Source organism: Leclercia sp. M-A074-M (assembly GCF_965195605.1).
Taxonomy (GTDB): domain Bacteria; phylum Pseudomonadota; class Gammaproteobacteria; order Enterobacterales; family Enterobacteriaceae; genus Enterobacter.
Map to the genome: position 1 here is coordinate 601,913 of NZ_CBDAHM010000003.1, position 17,140 is coordinate 619,052.

15 protein-coding genes are annotated in these 17,140 nt (G+C 57.6%); 3 read left to right on the forward strand and 12 right to left on the reverse strand.

The window, feature by feature from the left end; translation table 11 throughout:
• Positions 1-251: 251 nt before the first annotated feature.
• Positions 252-4,139: a phosphoribosylformylglycinamidine synthase gene (gene purL, locus ACOKCT_RS09465; RefSeq protein WP_420193400.1), complete on the reverse strand. Its 3,888-nt coding sequence runs from the start codon at positions 4,137-4,139 to the stop codon at positions 252-254.
• A 268-nt stretch (positions 4,140-4,407) separates the two neighbouring features.
• Here purL and mltF point away from each other — a divergent pair, with 268 nt between their 5' ends.
• On the forward strand, positions 4,408-5,958 hold the full coding sequence (gene mltF / locus ACOKCT_RS09470; protein ID WP_156655040.1) for a membrane-bound lytic murein transglycosylase MltF: 1,551 nt from the start codon (positions 4,408-4,410) through the stop codon (positions 5,956-5,958).
• On the opposite strand, the gene tadA is transcribed toward mltF, so the two are convergent.
• Genes tadA through murQ form a run of 4 tightly spaced genes read right to left on the reverse strand, consistent with a single transcriptional unit; the run spans position 5,846 to position 9,311 of the window.
• On the reverse strand, positions 5,846-6,385 hold the full coding sequence (tadA, locus tag ACOKCT_RS09475) for a tRNA adenosine(34) deaminase TadA (protein ID WP_103180745.1): 540 nt from the start codon (positions 6,383-6,385) through the stop codon (positions 5,846-5,848). The genes mltF and tadA overlap by 113 nt on opposite strands.
• Positions 6,386-6,415: 30 nt before the next feature.
• Positions 6,416-7,051: a phosphatidylglycerophosphatase C gene (gene yfhb, locus ACOKCT_RS09480; RefSeq protein WP_103180746.1), complete on the reverse strand. Its 636-nt coding sequence runs from the start codon at positions 7,049-7,051 to the stop codon at positions 6,416-6,418.
• Positions 7,052-7,054: 3 nt separating this feature from the next.
• The gene (locus ACOKCT_RS09485; protein ID WP_103180747.1) at positions 7,055-8,407 is read right to left on the reverse strand and encodes a PTS transporter subunit EIIC; all 1,353 of its coding nucleotides are present in this window, start codon (positions 8,405-8,407) and stop codon (positions 7,055-7,057) included.
• A 10-nt stretch (positions 8,408-8,417) separates the two neighbouring features.
• Positions 8,418-9,311: an N-acetylmuramic acid 6-phosphate etherase gene (gene murQ, locus ACOKCT_RS09490; protein ID WP_103180748.1), complete on the reverse strand. Its 894-nt coding sequence runs from the start codon at positions 9,309-9,311 to the stop codon at positions 8,418-8,420.
• A 118-nt stretch (positions 9,312-9,429) separates the two neighbouring features.
• Here murQ and ACOKCT_RS09495 point away from each other — a divergent pair, with 118 nt between their 5' ends.
• A complete protein-coding gene (locus ACOKCT_RS09495; RefSeq protein WP_039029756.1) occupies positions 9,430-10,278 on the forward strand; it encodes a MurR/RpiR family transcriptional regulator in 849 nt (282 codons plus the stop codon).
• 56 nt (positions 10,279-10,334) lie between these two features.
• Positions 10,335-10,595 carry a YfhL family 4Fe-4S dicluster ferredoxin gene (locus ACOKCT_RS09500; protein WP_103180749.1) on the forward strand — a complete coding sequence of 87 codons (261 nt, stop codon included), beginning with the start codon at positions 10,335-10,337 and terminating at the stop codon, positions 10,593-10,595.
• On the opposite strand, the gene acpS is transcribed toward ACOKCT_RS09500, so the two are convergent.
• From acpS to lepA, 7 genes are all read right to left on the reverse strand, one after another.
• Positions 10,592-10,972, reverse strand: coding sequence for a holo-ACP synthase (gene acpS / locus ACOKCT_RS09505; RefSeq protein WP_103180750.1), 381 nt, complete (start codon positions 10,970-10,972; stop codon positions 10,592-10,594). The two genes, ACOKCT_RS09500 and acpS, sit on opposite strands and share 4 nt — an antisense overlap.
• Positions 10,972-11,703 carry a pyridoxine 5'-phosphate synthase gene (pdxJ, locus tag ACOKCT_RS09510; protein WP_103181123.1) on the reverse strand — a complete coding sequence of 244 codons (732 nt, stop codon included), beginning with the start codon at positions 11,701-11,703 and terminating at the stop codon, positions 10,972-10,974. The genes acpS and pdxJ overlap by 1 nt, the downstream gene beginning before the upstream one ends.
• Positions 11,704-11,726: 23 nt before the next feature.
• Positions 11,727-12,437, reverse strand: coding sequence for a DNA repair protein RecO (gene recO, locus ACOKCT_RS09515; protein WP_103180751.1), 711 nt, complete (start codon positions 12,435-12,437; stop codon positions 11,727-11,729).
• A gap of 11 nt (positions 12,438-12,448) precedes the next feature.
• Positions 12,449-13,354, reverse strand: coding sequence for a GTPase Era (era, locus tag ACOKCT_RS09520; protein ID WP_103180752.1), 906 nt, complete (start codon positions 13,352-13,354; stop codon positions 12,449-12,451).
• Complete coding sequence (gene rnc / locus ACOKCT_RS09525) at positions 13,351-14,031, reverse strand: ribonuclease III (protein ID WP_103180753.1); 681 nt, start codon at positions 14,029-14,031, stop codon at positions 13,351-13,353. Before rnc ends, era begins: the two co-directional genes overlap by 4 nt.
• A 223-nt stretch (positions 14,032-14,254) precedes the next feature.
• Entirely contained in the window at positions 14,255-15,229 is a 975-nt protein-coding gene (gene lepB, locus ACOKCT_RS09530; RefSeq protein ID WP_103180754.1) for a signal peptidase I, read from the reverse strand.
• A 16-nt stretch (positions 15,230-15,245) separates the two neighbouring features.
• Entirely contained in the window at positions 15,246-17,045 is a 1,800-nt protein-coding gene (gene lepA, locus ACOKCT_RS09535; RefSeq protein WP_103180755.1) for a translation elongation factor 4, read from the reverse strand.
• Between the last annotated feature and the right edge of the window lie 95 nt (positions 17,046-17,140).

Consider the following 17,140-nt stretch of genomic DNA (forward strand, 5'->3'; position numbering starts at 1 on the left):
GTACTTATTCAGCGCGTGATGATTTTCAGGCTATCTGTCGCTAATCAGCAACACTCTGGCAGAATCCTTACTACCATTATAAAAATCACAAACTTAAGTGTCGCCTTTTGGCGACACCGCAGAATGTGAGTTGTCGCACATTTGCGACACTGAGGAATTGCCGGGCGGCACTGCCTTTGCCCGGCCTACAAAATTTATCCGGCTTTTGGAGGCCCGGTAAGCGAAGCGCCCCCGGGCACAACAACGATCTCTTAACCTAACTGCTTACGCGCGTTGCGGAAGATACGCATCCACGGGCTGTCCTCGCCCCAGTTTTCCGGGTGCCAGGAGTTACTGACGGTGCGGAATACGCGCTCAGGGTGCGGCATCATCACCGTGACGCGACCGCTTTCGCTGGTCACCGCGGTGATCCCGTTGGCAGAGCCGTTCGGGTTTGCCGGGTAGTTTTGCGTTACCTTGCCGAAGTTGTCGACAAAGCGCAGCGCCACCAGACCTTTGCTTTCCAGCTCCGCCAGATGCGCGGCATCACGCAGTTCAACCTGCCCTTCACCGTGGGAGACAGCGATCGGCATCTGCGATCCCACCATTCCCTGCAGCAGCAGAGACGGGCTCTGGGTCACTTCCACCAGGCTGAAACGCGCTTCGAAGCGATCGGACTGGTTACGCACAAAGCGCGGCCAGGCTTCGCTGCCCGGGATCAGCTCACGCAGGTTAGACATCATCTGGCAGCCGTTACAGACGCCCAGCGCCAGGGTCTGTGGACGGTGGAAGAAGGTTTCGAACTCATCGCGGACGCGTTCGTTGAAGAGGATGGATTTTGCCCAGCCCTCGCCCGCGCCCAGCACGTCACCGTAAGAGAAGCCGCCGCAAGCCACCAGCGCCTGGAAATCGGCCAGACCGGTGCGCCCTGCCAGCAGGTCGCTCATGTGAACGTCGATGGCATCGAAGCCTGCACGGTGGAAGGCGGCCGCCATCTCAACGTGGGAGTTCACGCCCTGCTCACGCAGGACAGCTACTTTCGGACGCGCACCCTTCGCAATGTACGGCGCGGCGATGTCTTCGTTAATGTCGAACGAGAGTTTGACGTTCAGGCCCGGATCGTTGTCGTTGGCTTTCGCCTCATGCTCCTGATCGGCACACGCCGGGTTATCACGCAGACGCTGCATCTGCCAGGTGGTTTCCGCCCACCACATACGCAGCGTGGAGCGGCTTTCGGCAAAGACGGCCTGGCCGTTGGCGTCGATAACAAAGCGATCCCCGGTCACTGCTTTACCCAGGTAATGGACGCAGTCGCCCAGGCCGTGCTGCGCCAGCAGCGCTTCCACCGCCTCGCGATCGGCCGCACGCACCTGAATCACCGCACCCAGCTCTTCGTTGAACAGCGCTGCCAGACGATCCTCGCCCAGGCTGGCGATGTTGGCTTCCACGCCGCAGTGGCCGGTGAAGGCCATTTCCGCCAGGGTGACCAGCAGGCCGCCGTCGGAACGGTCATGGTAGGCCAGCAGTTTGCGTTGGGCCACCAGCGCCTGAATAGCGTCGTAGAAGCCCTTCAGCTGCGCCACATCGCGCACGTCTGCCGCTTTGTCACCCAGCTGGCGATAAACCTGCGCCAGCGCGGTGGCACCCAGTGCGTTATGACCTTTACCCAGGTCAATCAGCAGCAGGGCGTTATCTTCGGTAGAGAGCTGCGGCGTGATGGTGTGACGCACGTCTTCCACGCGGGCAAAGGCGGTGATCACCAGCGACAGCGGAGAGGTCATCTCGCGCTGCTCGTTACCTTCCTGCCAGCGGGTTTTCATCGACATGGAGTCTTTGCCCACCGGAATGGTCAGGCCCAGCGCCGGACAGAGCTCTTCACCCACCGCTTTAACCGCTTCGTACAGCCCGGCGTCTTCACCCGGGTGACCGGCTGCGGCCATCCAGTTGGCGGAGAGCTTGATACGTTTGATGTCGCCAATCTGGGTGGCGGCGATGTTAGTCAGCGCTTCACCTACCGCCAGGCGGGCAGAAGCGGCAAAGTCCAGCAGCGCCACCGGGGAGCGTTCGCCCAGCGCCATCGCTTCGCCATAGTAGCTGTCAAGGCTGGCGGTAGTGACCGCGCAGTTCGCCACCGGGACCTGCCACGGGCCCACCATCTGATCGCGGGCGACCATGCCGGTCACGGTACGGTCACCGATGGTGACAAGGAAGGTTTTCTCCGCCACCGCCGGCAGATGCAGAACGCGGTTTACCGCCTCGGCAATCGTCACACCCTGCAGGTCGAGCGCTTTACCGCTCGCTTTGCGGGATTCAACGTCGCGAGTCATCTTCGGCGTTTTACCCAGCAGCACGTCCAGCGGCAGATCGATCGGCTGGTTGTCGAAATGGGTATCGCTTAAGGAGAGGTGCATCTCTTCGGTGGCCTCACCGATCACCGCATACGGGGCGCGCTCGCGACGGCAGAGCTCGTCAAACAACGGCAGCTGATCCGGGGCAACGGCCAGCACGTAGCGCTCCTGAGATTCGTTACACCAGATCTCCAGCGGGCTCATGCCGGGTTCATCACTCAGGATATCGCGCAGGTTGAAGCGGCCCCCGCGGTTGCCGTCGCTCACCAGCTCCGGCATGGCGTTGGAGAGACCGCCCGCACCCACGTCATGAATAAAGAGGATCGGGTTGGCATCGCCCAGCTGCCAGCAGCGGTCGATCACCTCCTGGCAACGGCGCTCCATCTCCGGGTTGTCGCGCTGTACGGAGGCGAAGTCGAGATCTGCATCAGACTGGCCGGATGCCATAGAGGAGGCTGCCCCGCCGCCCAGACCGATATTCATCGCCGGGCCGCCCAGCACGATCAGCTTGGCACCTACGACGATCTCGCCCTTCTGCACGTGATCGGCGCGAATGTTGCCGATCCCGCCAGCCAGCATGATCGGCTTATGGTAGCCACGCAGCTCTTCGCCGTTGTGGCTGTCCACTTTTTCTTCGTAGGTACGGAAGTAACCGTTCAGTGCCGGACGACCAAATTCGTTGTTAAACGCCGCGCCGCCCAGCGGTCCGTCGGTCATGATATCCAGCGCGGTAACAATACGCTCTGGTTTGCCAAAATCTTCTTCCCACGGCTGTTCAAAGCCCGGGATGCGCAGGTTGGAGACGGAGAAGCCGACCAGACCCGCTTTTGGTTTTGCCCCACGGCCGGTTGCACCTTCGTCACGGATTTCACCGCCGGAGCCGGTGGCGGCACCTGGCCACGGCGAAATAGCCGTCGGGTGGTTATGGGTTTCCACCTTCATCAGGATATGCGCCGGCTCCTGATGGAAATCATAGCGCCCCGCTTCGCGATCGGCGAAGAAGCGGCCCACCTCGGAACCCTCCATAACTGCGGCGTTGTCTTTGTAGGCGGACAGCACATGATCAGGGGTTTGCTCGAAGGTGTTTTTGATCATTTTGAACAGCGACTTCGGCTGCTGCTCGCCGTCGATAACCCAGTCGGCGTTAAAAATCTTGTGGCGGCAGTGCTCTGAGTTGGCCTGCGCGAACATATAGAGTTCGATGTCGTTCGGGTTGCGGTTCAGCTTAATGAACGCGTCCTGCAGGTAGTCAATCTCATCTTCTGCCAGCGCCAGGCCTAAACGCAGGTTGGCGTCAATCAGCGCCTGACGGCCCTCACCCAGCAGGTCCACGCTCTGCACGGGCGCAGGCTGATGGTGAGAGAAAAGCTGCTGCGCGTCGTCGAGAGAGGCGAACACGCTCTCCATCATGCGGTCGTGCAGTTCTGTTGCCACGGCTGACCACTGTTCATCAGTCAGGCTTGCGGCTTCAACGTAATAGGCCACGCCCCGCTCCAGACGATTAATCTGGCTCAGACCACAGTTATGGGCGATGTCGGTTGCTTTAGAAGACCAGGGGGAGATGGTACCCGGACGAGGCGTAACCAGCAGAAGTTTACCGTTCGGGGTATGGCTGCTCAGGCTTGGCCCGTACTTCAGCAGGCGCTCAAGCCGGACTAAATCCTCTGACGTTAAGGGAGCATTCAGGTCAGCAAAATGGACATACTCAGCGTAAATATTGCTTACCGGAAGGTCGGCCGCCTGAAAACGTGCCAGCAGTTTATTGATACGGAAGGCAGACAGTGCAGGCGAACCACGCAGAATTTCCATCATAAGTCTCTCGTCTTCGAAGCGCCGGAGGCGCTTACAGTGTGCGCAAGGGGGGAAAACGGGCGCCATTATAGTGGATCCTGCGCGCCGACGAAACCGTTTGCGTCGTAATAAAATCGTCGTCGTCATTTAACCATTGGTGTTGCCTTTCCCGCTAATAAGTTGCCAAGTGGCGCAACTTTACGCAAAATGCCGCGAAATCTTTGGTAATACTTGTTTTTACTATGGCCAATAAACAACAGAATAATACACAGCGCATAGAATCAACTTATTGAAAAAATTAAAGATTAATTATCTGTTCATCGGCATCGTGACCCTGCTGTTGGCAGCGGCCCTGTGGCCTTCAATCCCTTGGTTCGGTAAAGCCGAAAATCGCATCGCCGCCATTCAGGCGCGGGGGGAGCTGCGCGTCAGTACCGTGGCCTCTCCCCTCACCTACAGTGCGATCAACGATAAAGTCATTGGGCTGGATTACGAGCTGGCGCAGCATTTTGCTGACTATCTGGGCGTAAAGCTCAGAATTACGGTACGCCAGAACATCAGCCAGCTGTTTGACGACCTGGACAATGATAAGGCTGACATGCTGGCTGCTGGCCTGGTCTATAACAGCGAGCGCAGCAAAAACTATCAGCCAGGCCCAACCTACTACTCTGTCTCGCAGCAGCTGGTCTATCGCGTGGGCAGCCTGCGACCACGCACGCTTGCCGGGCTCACCGCCGAGCAGCTCACCGTTGCCCCGGGCCATGTTGTCATTGACGACCTTCGGGCGCTGAAAGAAAAAAAGTACCCTGAACTTAGCTGGAAGGTTGATAAGAAGCTCGGCACCACGGCGCTGCTGGAGCAGGTGACAGACGGGAAACTGCCCTACACCATCGCCGACTCGGTTGCCATCAGCCTGTTCCAGCGCGTTCACCCGGAGCTGGCCGTGGCGCTGGACGTCACTGACGAGCAGCCTGTCACCTGGTTCAGCCCTCTCGACGCCGACCAGACGCTTTCCGCCGCCATGCTCGATTTCTTTAACAGGATGAATGAAGACGGCACGCTGGCGCGTCTGGAGGAGAAGTACCTCGGTCACGGGGAGGGCTTCGACTATGTCGATACCCGCAGCTTCCTGCGGGCGGTGGATAATGTCCTGCCGACGCTGAAGCCCCTGTTTGTGAAGTATGCCCAGGAGATTGACTGGCGACTGCTGGCCGCCATCTCTTATCAGGAGTCTCACTGGGACGCACTGGCCACCTCGCCAACCGGGGTACGCGGCCTGATGATGCTGACCAAAAATACCGCCCAAAGCCTGGGACTAACCGACCGTACCGATGCTGAGCAGAGCATCAGCGGCGGCGCGCGCTACCTGCAGGCGATGATGGACAGAGTGCCGGAGAGCGTCCCGGAAGAGGAGCGGATCTGGTTTGCGCTGGCGGCCTATAACATGGGCTATGCCCACATGATCGACGCCCGCGCCCTGACCGCGAAAACCAAAGGCAACCCCGACAGCTGGTCAGACGTAAAACAGCGTCTGCCGCTGCTGAGCCAGAAGCCTTATTACAGCAAGTTGACCTATGGCTACGCGCGCGGCCACGAGGCGTACGCCTACGTGGAAAACATCCGCAAATATCAGATAAGCCTGGTGGGGTATCTGATGGAGAAAGAGAAAGAGGCGCAGGCAGCCCAGCAGCTGGCCCAGGCCTATCCGGTGGTGGCACCGGAGGAGCTTACTCACCCGATAACTTCCATTCTGCCTTTTGCTGCTTTTTCTGCTGACGCCGCATTCGAAAGAAGTCACTTAGCATCGCCGAACACGCTGGTGCCAACACCTCTCCAATAACCTTGACCTGATGGTTCATGCCGGGATGGCTGAGCACGTCCAGCAGCGAACCTGCCGCACCGGTTTTTTCATCCCGCGCCCCATACACCACCGTACCGATCCGGCTGTGGATCATGGCGCCGGAGCACATGACGCAAGGTTCGAGAGTGACATACAGGGTGGTGTCCAGCAGGCGGTAGTTTTGCAGCACCAGTCCGCCCTGGCGCAGGGCCATAATTTCGGCATGGGCGGTGGGGTCATGGCGACCAATCGGGCGATTCCAGCCCTCGCCGATCACCTGATTATTGTGTACCAGCACGGCACCGACCGGGACTTCGCCTTCATCCCAGGCACGTTGGGCAAGCTGGAGCGCATGGCGCATCCAGTATTCATGATTAAGTTCAGGGTCGGACAACGCAGCATACTCCAGTCTGAAAAGCGGGCGCATTATACACACCCGCTATGCATAATCACAAAATCATTCCAGTTGCTGAAGTTCGCCCAGCGGCGTAACGCGCCAGCGGTGCTGGCAGAAGTAGAGCAGCGGGTTATCCTGTTTGCTGTCGCTGTAGCCGCTGTAGAGCCGCAGCGGGGTGCCGATTTTCTTCTCCAGCTGTGCCACCTTCTCATGCCCGAGACAGCGCATGGTCAGCACCCAGCCGCCATAGGCGCGGCCAATCTGGGTGGCGATCAGGTTAACGCGCGGCAGCCAGGGGGTATCAAAGTAGACCTGTTCCACCAGCGACTGCGGCGAGCCGGTGATGAGCCAGATGTCGGCATCGTTGGCGTCCAGGTAGTTTGTCAGCCGATCCTGCACCACCGGAAAGGCGGTGACATGTTTGCGAAACCAGGTGACAAACTCTTTCTCCAGCTGTTTAAGCCGGGCTTCGCTGTGGCCGAAGGTACACCCCCACAGCAACAGGCTCATCGGCCAGCGAGCGGCGCGCCCCTTCACCAGCAACACGCCGCCAATGATTGGCAGCAAGGGCAATACGAGCAGGGCATTCAGGGGCTGTCGGCGCAGTAAATAGCGCATAAAGGTGCCGAACATATCCTGCTGATGCAGCGTTCCGTCCAGGTCAAAAAAGACAACACGACGCTCGTTATTTGCCAAACCTTACTCCTCTGGATCGTTAAACCCTAACAGCCAGGTAAACAGGAACCCGGCGATCACCGCTACCAGATAGCCTAACAGATAGAGCATGACTTTTCCGGTCACGATGGTTAATGCCAGCGGTAATCCGGAAATACCAAAGGTGATGACGGTCGCCACTTTCCAGTAACCGATCAGCGCCCCACCGACCGCGCCACCCAGACAGGCCCCGATAAACGGCTTGCCGAGCGGGAGGGTGACGCCAAAAATCAGCGGCTCGCCGATGCCCAGCAGCCCGACCGGCAGCGCCCCTTTAATTACCTTTTTCAGGCGTGCGTTGCGGGTTTTCATCAGCACCGCGATGGCCGCGCCGATCTGTCCGACTCCGGCCATCGCCAGAATAGGCAGCAGGGCGTTGTAACCGTGCGCCTGCACCAGCTCAACGTGGATCGGCACCAGCCCCTGATGTAAACCGGTCAGCACCAGCGGCAGGAAGGTGCCCGACAGCACCGCCCCCACCAGGAATCCACCGCGATCGATAGCCCAGGAGGCACCGTGGGCAATGGACTCCGAGATCCAGCCTCCCAGCGGCTGCAGGGCGATGATGGCGATACTGCCGGTGATAAGCGTGGTCAGCAGCGGATTGAGGATCAGCTCCAGAGAGCCTGGCAGGACATTACGCAGCTTTTTCTCGAGCCAGCACATCAGCACCACCACCAGCAACACGGCGATCACCCCGCCGCGCCCCGGCTGCAGCGCTTCACCGAACAGGGTGATCTGCGCCAGCTGCGGGCTGGAGAGAATGCCGGCCATCACCCCGCCTAACGCCTGCGAGCCGCCAAACACTTTGGCGGTATTAACCCCCACCAGAATGTTCATGATGGCAAAGACCGCGCTGCCGAAAATGCCGAGGATCCCGAGCAGGTTTGGATAGTGGGTCGCAAAATCCCCGACAATGTCCGGGCGTTTGAGGATATTGATAATGCCGGTGATGAGCCCCGAGGCAATAAAGGCCGGAATGAGCGGAATAAAGACATTCGCCAGCATGCGTAGCGCATCGCTCATCGGGGCTTTATATTTCGCTTTTGCCTGCGCTTTGGTGCGCTCGGCATCATCAATCACCGCCCCGCCCATCAGGGAGCGCATGGCATCCACTACCTGCGCGGCTTTACCCGGCCCGACGATGAGCTGGTGCTGCTCCCCCTGCTTTACGTATCCGCTGACGCCAGGCAGTTTTTTCAGGGTGGCCGGATCGAGCTTGTCGTCATCCTGCACTTCCACCCTCACTCGCGTCATACAGTTTTCCAGACGCCGTATATTTTTTTCTCCGCCGATCCCCGCAAGAATACCGCTGGCGAGCGCTACTGTTTTTTCCATGTACGCCTCTTTAGTTTTCTAATGCCGCACGTAAGAATCCCTGATGCGCGTCAAGCCTGGCGCGCGCCGCAGCGGCATCCAGCCCGCTTAAAATCATCAGAATGGCCGGTTTGACGTCGTACCCGGTCTGTTTCAGCACCTCTTCCGCCTCTTCGCGGGAGCTCCCTGTGGCTTCGACCACCATGCGACACGCCCGGTCAATGAGCTTCACGTTGGTCGCTTTCATGTCCACCATCAGGTTCTGGTAGACCTTACCGAACTTGACCATTGCCCCGGTGGAGATCATATTCAGCACCAGCTTTTGCGCCGTGCCGGATTTCAGGCGGGTGGAGCCGGTCAGCGCTTCCGGGCCTACCACCGGCGAGATAGCGATCGTCGCCACCTGGGCGATGGGGGAACCGGGATTGCAGGAGATGGCCACGGTAGTGCAGCCGGTCTGGTTCGCATACTCCAGCCCGCCAATGACGTACGGCGTGCGCCCGGAGGCCGCCAGCCCGACCACCAGATCCTGCGCGGTCAGGTTAAGCGCTTTGAGATCGTCTTCACCGAGCTGCTTGCTGTCCTCTGCCCCTTCCACCGCTTTCAGCAGCGCTCCCGGCCCACCGGCGATGAGGCCGATCACCAGGCCATGTGGTACGCCGAAGGTGGGTGGGCACTCTGAAGCATCCAGCACCCCCAGACGCCCGCTGGTGCCCGCCCCCATATAGATAATGCGTCCCCCCGCTTTCAGCGCATCTGCCGCGGCATCCACCGCTTTCGCCACCTCGGGCAATGTTTCTTTCACTGCCTGCGCGACCAGCGTATCCTGTTGGTTGAAGCGATGAACAAGGTCAAGCGTGGAGAGTGCGTCCAGGTCCAGGGTTTGTGGGTTGCGGGATTCTGATACCAGTGAGCCGAGATTCATTTTTTTGTACCTCAAGAATTTTTAATTCATAATAATCGCATTATCATGGAATATAAAATTCATTCAGGCGAGCAGAATTCGCATTTGCTGCAGTCATCACATTTCGCCAGGAGTCCCTATGAACTGTCTAATTCGCATCCGCCAGCGATACGCGGGTTTTGCCCAGAGCGATAAAAAGCTGGCGGATTTTTTACTCTCGCAGCCCGATCGTGCCCGCCATTTAAGCTCTCAGCAGCTTGCCAGCGAGGCGGGCGTGAGCCAGTCAAGCGTAGTGAAATTCGCGCAAAAGATTGGTTTCAAAGGTTTCCCCGCCCTGAAACTGGCGCTCAGCGAGGCGCTGGCCAGCAACCCAAATCCGCAATCCATGCCGGTTCATAACCAGATCCGCGGCGACGATCCGATGCGCCTGGTCGGGGAAAAGCTCATCAAAGAGAACGTGGCGGCGATGCATGCCACCCTCGACGTCAACAGCGAAGAGAAGCTGCTGGAGAGCGTGGCCATGCTGCGGGCGGCAAGACGGGTGATCCTAACCGGCATCGGCGCCTCGGGGCTGGTGGCGCGTAACTTCGGCTGGAAGCTGAATAAAATCGGTGTGATTGCCATTGTCGAACAGGACATGCATGCCCTGCTGGCTACCGTACAGGCGATGGAGCCTGATGATCTGCTGTTGGCCCTCTCCTATTCTGGCGAACGCCGCGAGATTAATCTGGCCGCTGATGAAGCGCTGCGCGTGGGGGGCAAAATTCTGGCGATCACCGGCTTTACTCCCAATGCCCTGCAGCAGCGGGCCACGCGCTGTCTGTATACCATTGCCGAAGAGCAGGCCACCCGCAGCGCGGCGATCTCGTCCACCAGCGCGCAGATGATGCTGACCGATCTGCTGTTTATGGCGTTGGTTCAGCAGGATCTGGAGCATGCCCCGGAACGTATTCGCCACAGCGAGGCATTGGTAAAAAAACTGGTTTGAACAGACAATGAGCGTATAATGCCCGCCCTGTTTGTGTTGTTTCTGAGAATTTCCTGATGGCGCTGTTAATCACCAAAAAATGCATCAATTGCGATATGTGCGAACCCGAATGCCCTAATCAGGCAATTTCAATGGGAGCGAGCATTTACGAGATTAACAGCGACCGCTGCACCGAGTGCGTGGGCCATTATGAGACGCCAACCTGCCAGAAGGTGTGCCCGATCCCCAATACTATCCTGAAAGATCCGGCACATCCTGAATCGGAAGAGCAGCTGTGGGACAAGTTCGTTCTGATGCACCACGCCGATAAAATTTAACTTTCGATAATCACCGTGGCGCAGGCGTAATGGCGTTCATCCGCCAGCGTCACATGCATGTTCGCCACGCCCAGCTTTTCTGCCAGATTTAGCGCCTCGCCCCACAGCCTGAGGCGCGGTTTACCCAGCTCATCGTTAAAGACTTCGAACTGATTGAACGCCAGACCGTTGCGGATGCCGGTACCGAAGGCTTTTGCCGCCGCCTCCTTCACCGCAAAACGTTTGGCAAGAAAACGCACCGGTTGCTGGTGCGCTTCCCAGATGGCCCACTCGTTATCGCTGAGCACCCGACGGGCAAGGCGATCGCCGCTGCGGGCAATCACCGCTTCGATGCGGGCGATCTCAACAATATCCGTGCCTAAGCCGAGGATAGCCATTACTTGCGGGCTTCCAGCATCAGACGCTTCATCTCTGACACCGCCTCTTTCAGACCGCTCATCACCGCGCGCCCGATAATCGCATGGCCGATGTTCAGCTCATGCATCTCCGGGATCGCCGCAATGGCCTTAACGTTATGATAGGTCAGACCGTGACCAGCATTCACCTTCAGACCCAGACCCGCCGCGTAGGTTGCCGCTTTGGCGATGCGATCGAGCTCTTTCGCCTGGGTCGCTTCGTCTTCGGCATCGGCGTAGCAGCCGGTGTGGATCTCAATAAACGGCGCGCCAACGTCGGCGGCGGCTTTGATCTGCGCTTCATCGGCATCGATAAACAGGGATACTAAAATCCCGGCATCGGCCAGACGTTTGCAGGCGTCACGCATCTTATCCAGCTGACCGGCCACATCCAGCCCGCCTTCGGTGGTCACTTCCTGGCGCTTTTCCGGCACCAGGCAGCAGAAGTGCGGTTTGGTCTCAACGGCAATCGCCAGCATCTCTTCGGTGACGGCCATCTCCAGATTCATGCGGGTGTCCAGGGTCTGGCGCAGGATGCGCACATCGCGGTCGGTAATATGGCGACGGTCCTCGCGCAGATGCACGGTAATGCCGTCGGCACCCGCCTGCTCGGCGATAAAGGCCGCCTGGACCGGGTCAGGATAGGCGGTTCCGCGCGCATTGCGCAGCGTGGCGATATGGTCAATGTTGACGCCTAACAGTAATTCAGCCATGACAATCCTCGGTTTCTCGTTGTTCATTTACGCTTTGGCATAAACTGCCTGAATAATTCGCGGCTCTTTAAGGGCTTGCCACCAAGATACGGCTTGAGCGCAATACGGGTAAAGCGTTTTGCCGCCCGCAGGGTGCTGGCGTCCGGAAATTCGCGTTCCGCCAGCGCCCGCAGATCCCGCCCGGTAAAGGTGCTGTTGTCGATAACCACGCTGGCGATAAAGCCCTTCTCTTCGCGATAGCGGTAGGTCATGGTGTCTTCGACTGGTTCGCCGCTGCCCGCGCAGTGCAGAAAATCGACGCCGTATCCCAGATGCCCGAGCAACGCCAGCTCAAAGCGGCGCAGCACAGGCTCGGGCGAGCCGCTCACGCCAGCCAGCGCCTGAAGACAGTGCAGATAATCGAAAAAGAGTTCAGAGAAGCGGGTCTCATGTTCAAGCACGCGCGTAATAAGCTCGTTAACATACAGACCGCTGTAGAGCGTAATACCAGAGAGAGGGAGCGCCAGAGAGACGGCTTCAGCACTGCGCAGGGTTTTCACTTCCCCACGTCCGCCAAAGCGCACCAGCAGCGGTGTGAAGGGCTGCAAAGCACCTTTCAGATTAGAACGTTTAGAACGTGCGCCTTTGGCAACAAGGCGCACGCGGCCTGACTCTTCCGTGAAGACGTCCAGCATCAGGCTGGTTTCGCTCCAGGGACGACTGTGAAGGACAAAGGCTCTTTGCCATCCATCCACGTTTTAGTGGCTTATACGTCGTCGCCGTAACCAAGACTGCGCAGTGCGCGCTCGTCATCGGCCCAGCCAGATTTCACTTTCACCCACAGTTCCAGGTGAACCGGCGCTTCGAACATCTCCTGCATATCCTTACGGGCTTCGATACCGATGGTTTTGATTTTGGCACCTTTATTGCCAATCACCATCTTCTTCTGCCCTTCGCGCTCAACGAGGATCAGCCCGTTGATGTCATATCCGCCGCGCTCGTTAGTCTGGAAACGTTCGATTTCAACGGTGACAGAGTACGGCAGTTCCGCGCCAAGGAAACGCATCAGCTTTTCGCGAATAATTTCAGACGCCATAAAGCGCTGAGAACGGTCAGTGATGTACTCTTCCGGGAAGTGATGAATCGCTTCCGGCAGATGCTTGCGCACGATGCCCGCGATGGTGTCGACGTTCAGACCGGTCTCGGCAGAGAGCGGGACGATATCGAGGAAGTTCATCTGGCTACCCAACCACTGCAGATGCGGCAGCAGATCGGCTTTTTCCTGCACGTTGTCCACTTTGTTGACCGCGAGGATCACCGGCGTTTTACCGTCACGCAGTTTGTTCAGCACCATCTCGTCGTCCGGGGTCCAGCGGGTACCTTCGACAACAAAAATCACCAGCTCAACGTCGCCGATAGAGCTGCTCGCCGCCTTGTTCATCAGACGGTTAATGGCGCGCTTCTCTTCCATATGCAGACCCGGGGTATCGACATAAATCGCCTGATATGCCCCTTCGGTATGGATACCGACAATGCGGTGACGCGTGGTCTGCGCCTTGCGGGAGGTAATAGAGATCTTTTGCCCCAGCAGATTATTCAGCAGGGTTGATTTGCCTACGTTCGGACGTCCGACGATGGCAATAAATCCACAATAACTTTTTTCTTCGCTCATTCCAGCTCCAGCATTTTCAGCGCCTGTTCGGCGGCAGCCTGTTCCGCCTTACGACGGCTTGAACCTGTGCCAACCACCGGTTCACTCAGGCCACTGACCTGGCAATGGATGGTAAACTCCTGATCGTGTGCTTCGCCACGAACCTGCACCACCAGATAAGATGGCAGCGGCAGATGGCGACCCTGCAAATACTCCTGCAAACGGGTTTTTGGATCTTTCTGTTTATCACCCGGGCTGATCTCATCCAGACGCGTCTGATACCAGTTCAGGATCAGCTGCTCCACCGTCTGGATATCGCTGTCGAGGAAAACACCACCGATTAACGCTTCGACCGTATCCGCGAGAATAGATTCACGACGGAAGCCGCCGCTTTTCAGTTCGCCAGGCCCGAGTCGCAGGCATTCACCCAGTTCAAATTCACGGGCAATTTCGGCAAGCGTATTGCCACGTACCAGCGTTGCGCGCATGCGGCTCATATCGCCTTCATCCACACGCGGGAAACGGTGATAAAGCGCATTCGCAATAACAAAACTTAAAATGGAGTCGCCCAGAAATTCGAGTCGCTCATTGTGTTTGCTGCTGGCACTGCGATGGGTTAATGCCTGTTGCAACAACTCCTGATGCTGAAAAGTGTAGCCCAGCTTCCGTTGAAGCCGATTAATTACGATGGGGTTCATGCGATACCAATAGAATAAATGCGTCAAAAATGCAGCACACGAAACCGTCCTGAGAAAGCCAACGCGGTTTCGTGTGCCGTGGCACTGAATCAGCGCCAACCTTAAACTTCGGGGGAATATTCTATACGCAACGACAGGGGTTGTCGTTAGTCAGAAGAGATTTATCAGTGAAATAATTCACGTAGCCTCTGGTTAAAGAGGCTACGTGCTCATTTATCAGGAATTAATGGATGCCGCCAATACGATTTAACCGTACGCCGGTTGGCCATTCGCCTTCCTGTTTCTCGAAGCTCATCCAGATGGTGGTGGCTTTACCCACCAGGTTCGCTTCCGGCACAAAGCCCCAGTAACGGCTGTCCGCGCTGTTATCGCGGTTATCACCCATCATGAAGTAGTGTCCCGGTGGCACGATCCAGGTCGCCAGCTGCTGCCCCTTCTGCTGATAGTACATGCCCAACTGATCCTGCGCGATGGAGACGGTCAGGATACGGTGCGTCACATCGCCCAGGGTCTCTTTACGCTCGTTCAGACGAATACCGTTCTCTTTGGTCTCGCCTTTCGGCAGCAGGAAGAAACCGCTGGTCGCTTCGCCGCCGTTGCGACGGGCAAAGGTCTGCACAAAGTCGCTTGGCTCAACGCCGGAATAGGTCACCGGTAATGCGCTACCGCAAGCGGTGCCGGAACTGCAGCCAGGCTGAACCGTCACCTCTTTGGAAACCGGATTATAGGTTACCTTATCACCCGGTACGCCAACGGTACGTTTGATGTAATCCAGACGCGGATCGTCCGGATATTTGAACACCACGATATCGCCGCGTTTTGGATGGCCGGTTTCGATCAGCGTTTTCTGGTAGATCGGATCTTTAATGCCATAAGCAAACTTCTCGACCAGAATAAAATCACCGATCAGCAGCGTTGGCATCATCGAACCGGATGGGATCTGGAAAGGTTCATAGATAAACGAACGTACCACCAGCACAATGGCCAGCACCGGAAAGACCGAAGCGCCTGTTTCCAGCCAGCCCGGCTTAGGGCTGACTTTCTTCAGGGTATTCGGATCCAACTGGTCGCCCGTGGCAGCCTGCGCGGCGGCCTGACGTTCGCGACGTTTCGGAGCAAAGATAAACTTATCCAGACACCACAACAGCCCCGTCACCAGTGTGGCAATCACCAGGATCAGGGCAAACATGTTCGCCATGCCAACTCCTTAAGGGTTATTTTCCGTCTTTACCAACGTGCAGAATGGCGAGGAACGCTTCCTGCGGCAGCTCAACGTTACCGACCTGCTTCATACGCTTCTTACCTTCTTTCTGCTTCTGGAGCAGCTTCTTCTTACGGCTGACGTCACCGCCATAGCATTTTGCCAGAACGTTTTTACGCAGCTGTTTCACCGTAGAACGGGCGATAATATGGTTGCCAATGGCCGCCTGAATCGCAATGTCGAACTGCTGGCGTGGGATGAGATCTTTCATCTTCTCTACCAGTTCGCGACCGCGATATGGGGCGTTGTCGTTATGGGTGATCAGCGCCAGCGCATCGACGCGCTCGCCGTTGATCAGCACGTCCACACGCACCATGTTGGAGGCCTGGAAGCGTTTGAAGTTGTAATCCAGCGACGCATAACCGCGTGAAGTTGACTTCAGACGATCGAAGAAGTCGAGCACCACTTCCGCCATCGGGATTTCATAGGTCAGCGCCACCTGGTTACCGTGGTAAACCATGTTGGTCTGCACACCGCGTTTTTCGATACACAGCGTGATGACGTTGCCGAGGAACTCCTGCGGCAGCAGCATGTGACATTCGGCGATCGGCTCGCGCAGCTCATGAATATTATTCAGCGGCGGCAGCTTGGATGGACTGTCGACGTAGATAACCTCTTTGGAGGTGGTCTCGACTTCGTACACGACCGTTGGTGCGGTGGTGATCAGATCCAGGTCATATTCACGCTCCAGACGCTCCTGAATGATCTCCATGTGCAGCAGGCCGAGGAAGCCGCAGCGGAAGCCGAAGCCCAGCGCCGTCGAGCTTTCTGGCTCATAGAACAGGGAAGCATCGTTCAGGCTCAGCTTGCCGAGCGCGTCACGGAAGTTCTCATAATCGTCAGAGCTGACCGGGAACAGACCGGCGTAAACCTGCGGTTTTACCTTTTTAAAGCCTGGCAGCGCTTTTTCTGCCGGGTTGCGGGCGCCCGTCAGGGTATCGCCCACTGGCGCGCCGAGGATGTCTTTGATGGCGCAAACCAGCCAGCCTACTTCGCCGCACTTCAGTTCGGTACGGTCGACCTGTTTTGGCGTGAAGATACCCAGACGGTCAGCGTTGTAAACCTGTCCGGTGCTCATCACTTTGATCTTGTCGCCTTTACGCATGGTGCCGTTTTTAATACGCACCAGCGAGACAACGCCGAGATAGTTATCGAACCAGGAGTCGATGATCAGCGCCTGCAGTGGCCCCTCCGGATCGCCTTCCGGCGCCGGGATGTCACGCACCAAACGTTCCAGCACGTCGGTTACACCCACGCCGGTTTTTGCCGAGCAGCGCACGGCGTCGGTCGCGTCGATGCCGACGATATCTTCGATCTCTTCCGCCACACGCTCAGGATCGGCGGCTGGCAGGTCGATCTTGTTCAGAACCGGCACCACCTCGAGATCCATTTCCATCGCGGTATAGCAGTTCGCCAGGGTCTGGGCTTCTACGCCCTGCCCCGCATCCACTACCAGCAGCGCGCCCTCACAGGCCGCCAGCGAACGGGAAACTTCATAAGAGAAGTCAACGTGGCCTGGGGTGTCGATAAAGTTAAGTTGGTAGGTTTCACCGTCAGACGCTTTATAGTCGAGCGTAACGCTCTGCGCTTTAATGGTAATACCGCGTTCGCGTTCCAGGTCCATGGAGTCCAGTACCTGGGCTGCCATTTCACGATCAGACAGGCCACCGCAAATCTGGATAATACGGTCAGACAGCGTCGACTTACCGTGGTCAATGTGAGCAATGATCGAAAAGTTACGTATGTTCTTCATATAGTTAAATAATTATGCCTTACGAATTCCTGGAGGCCGCTGTTCTTAGCCTGACGTTTTTCAGTGCGAAAACGCAGCATTCTACACTACATCTC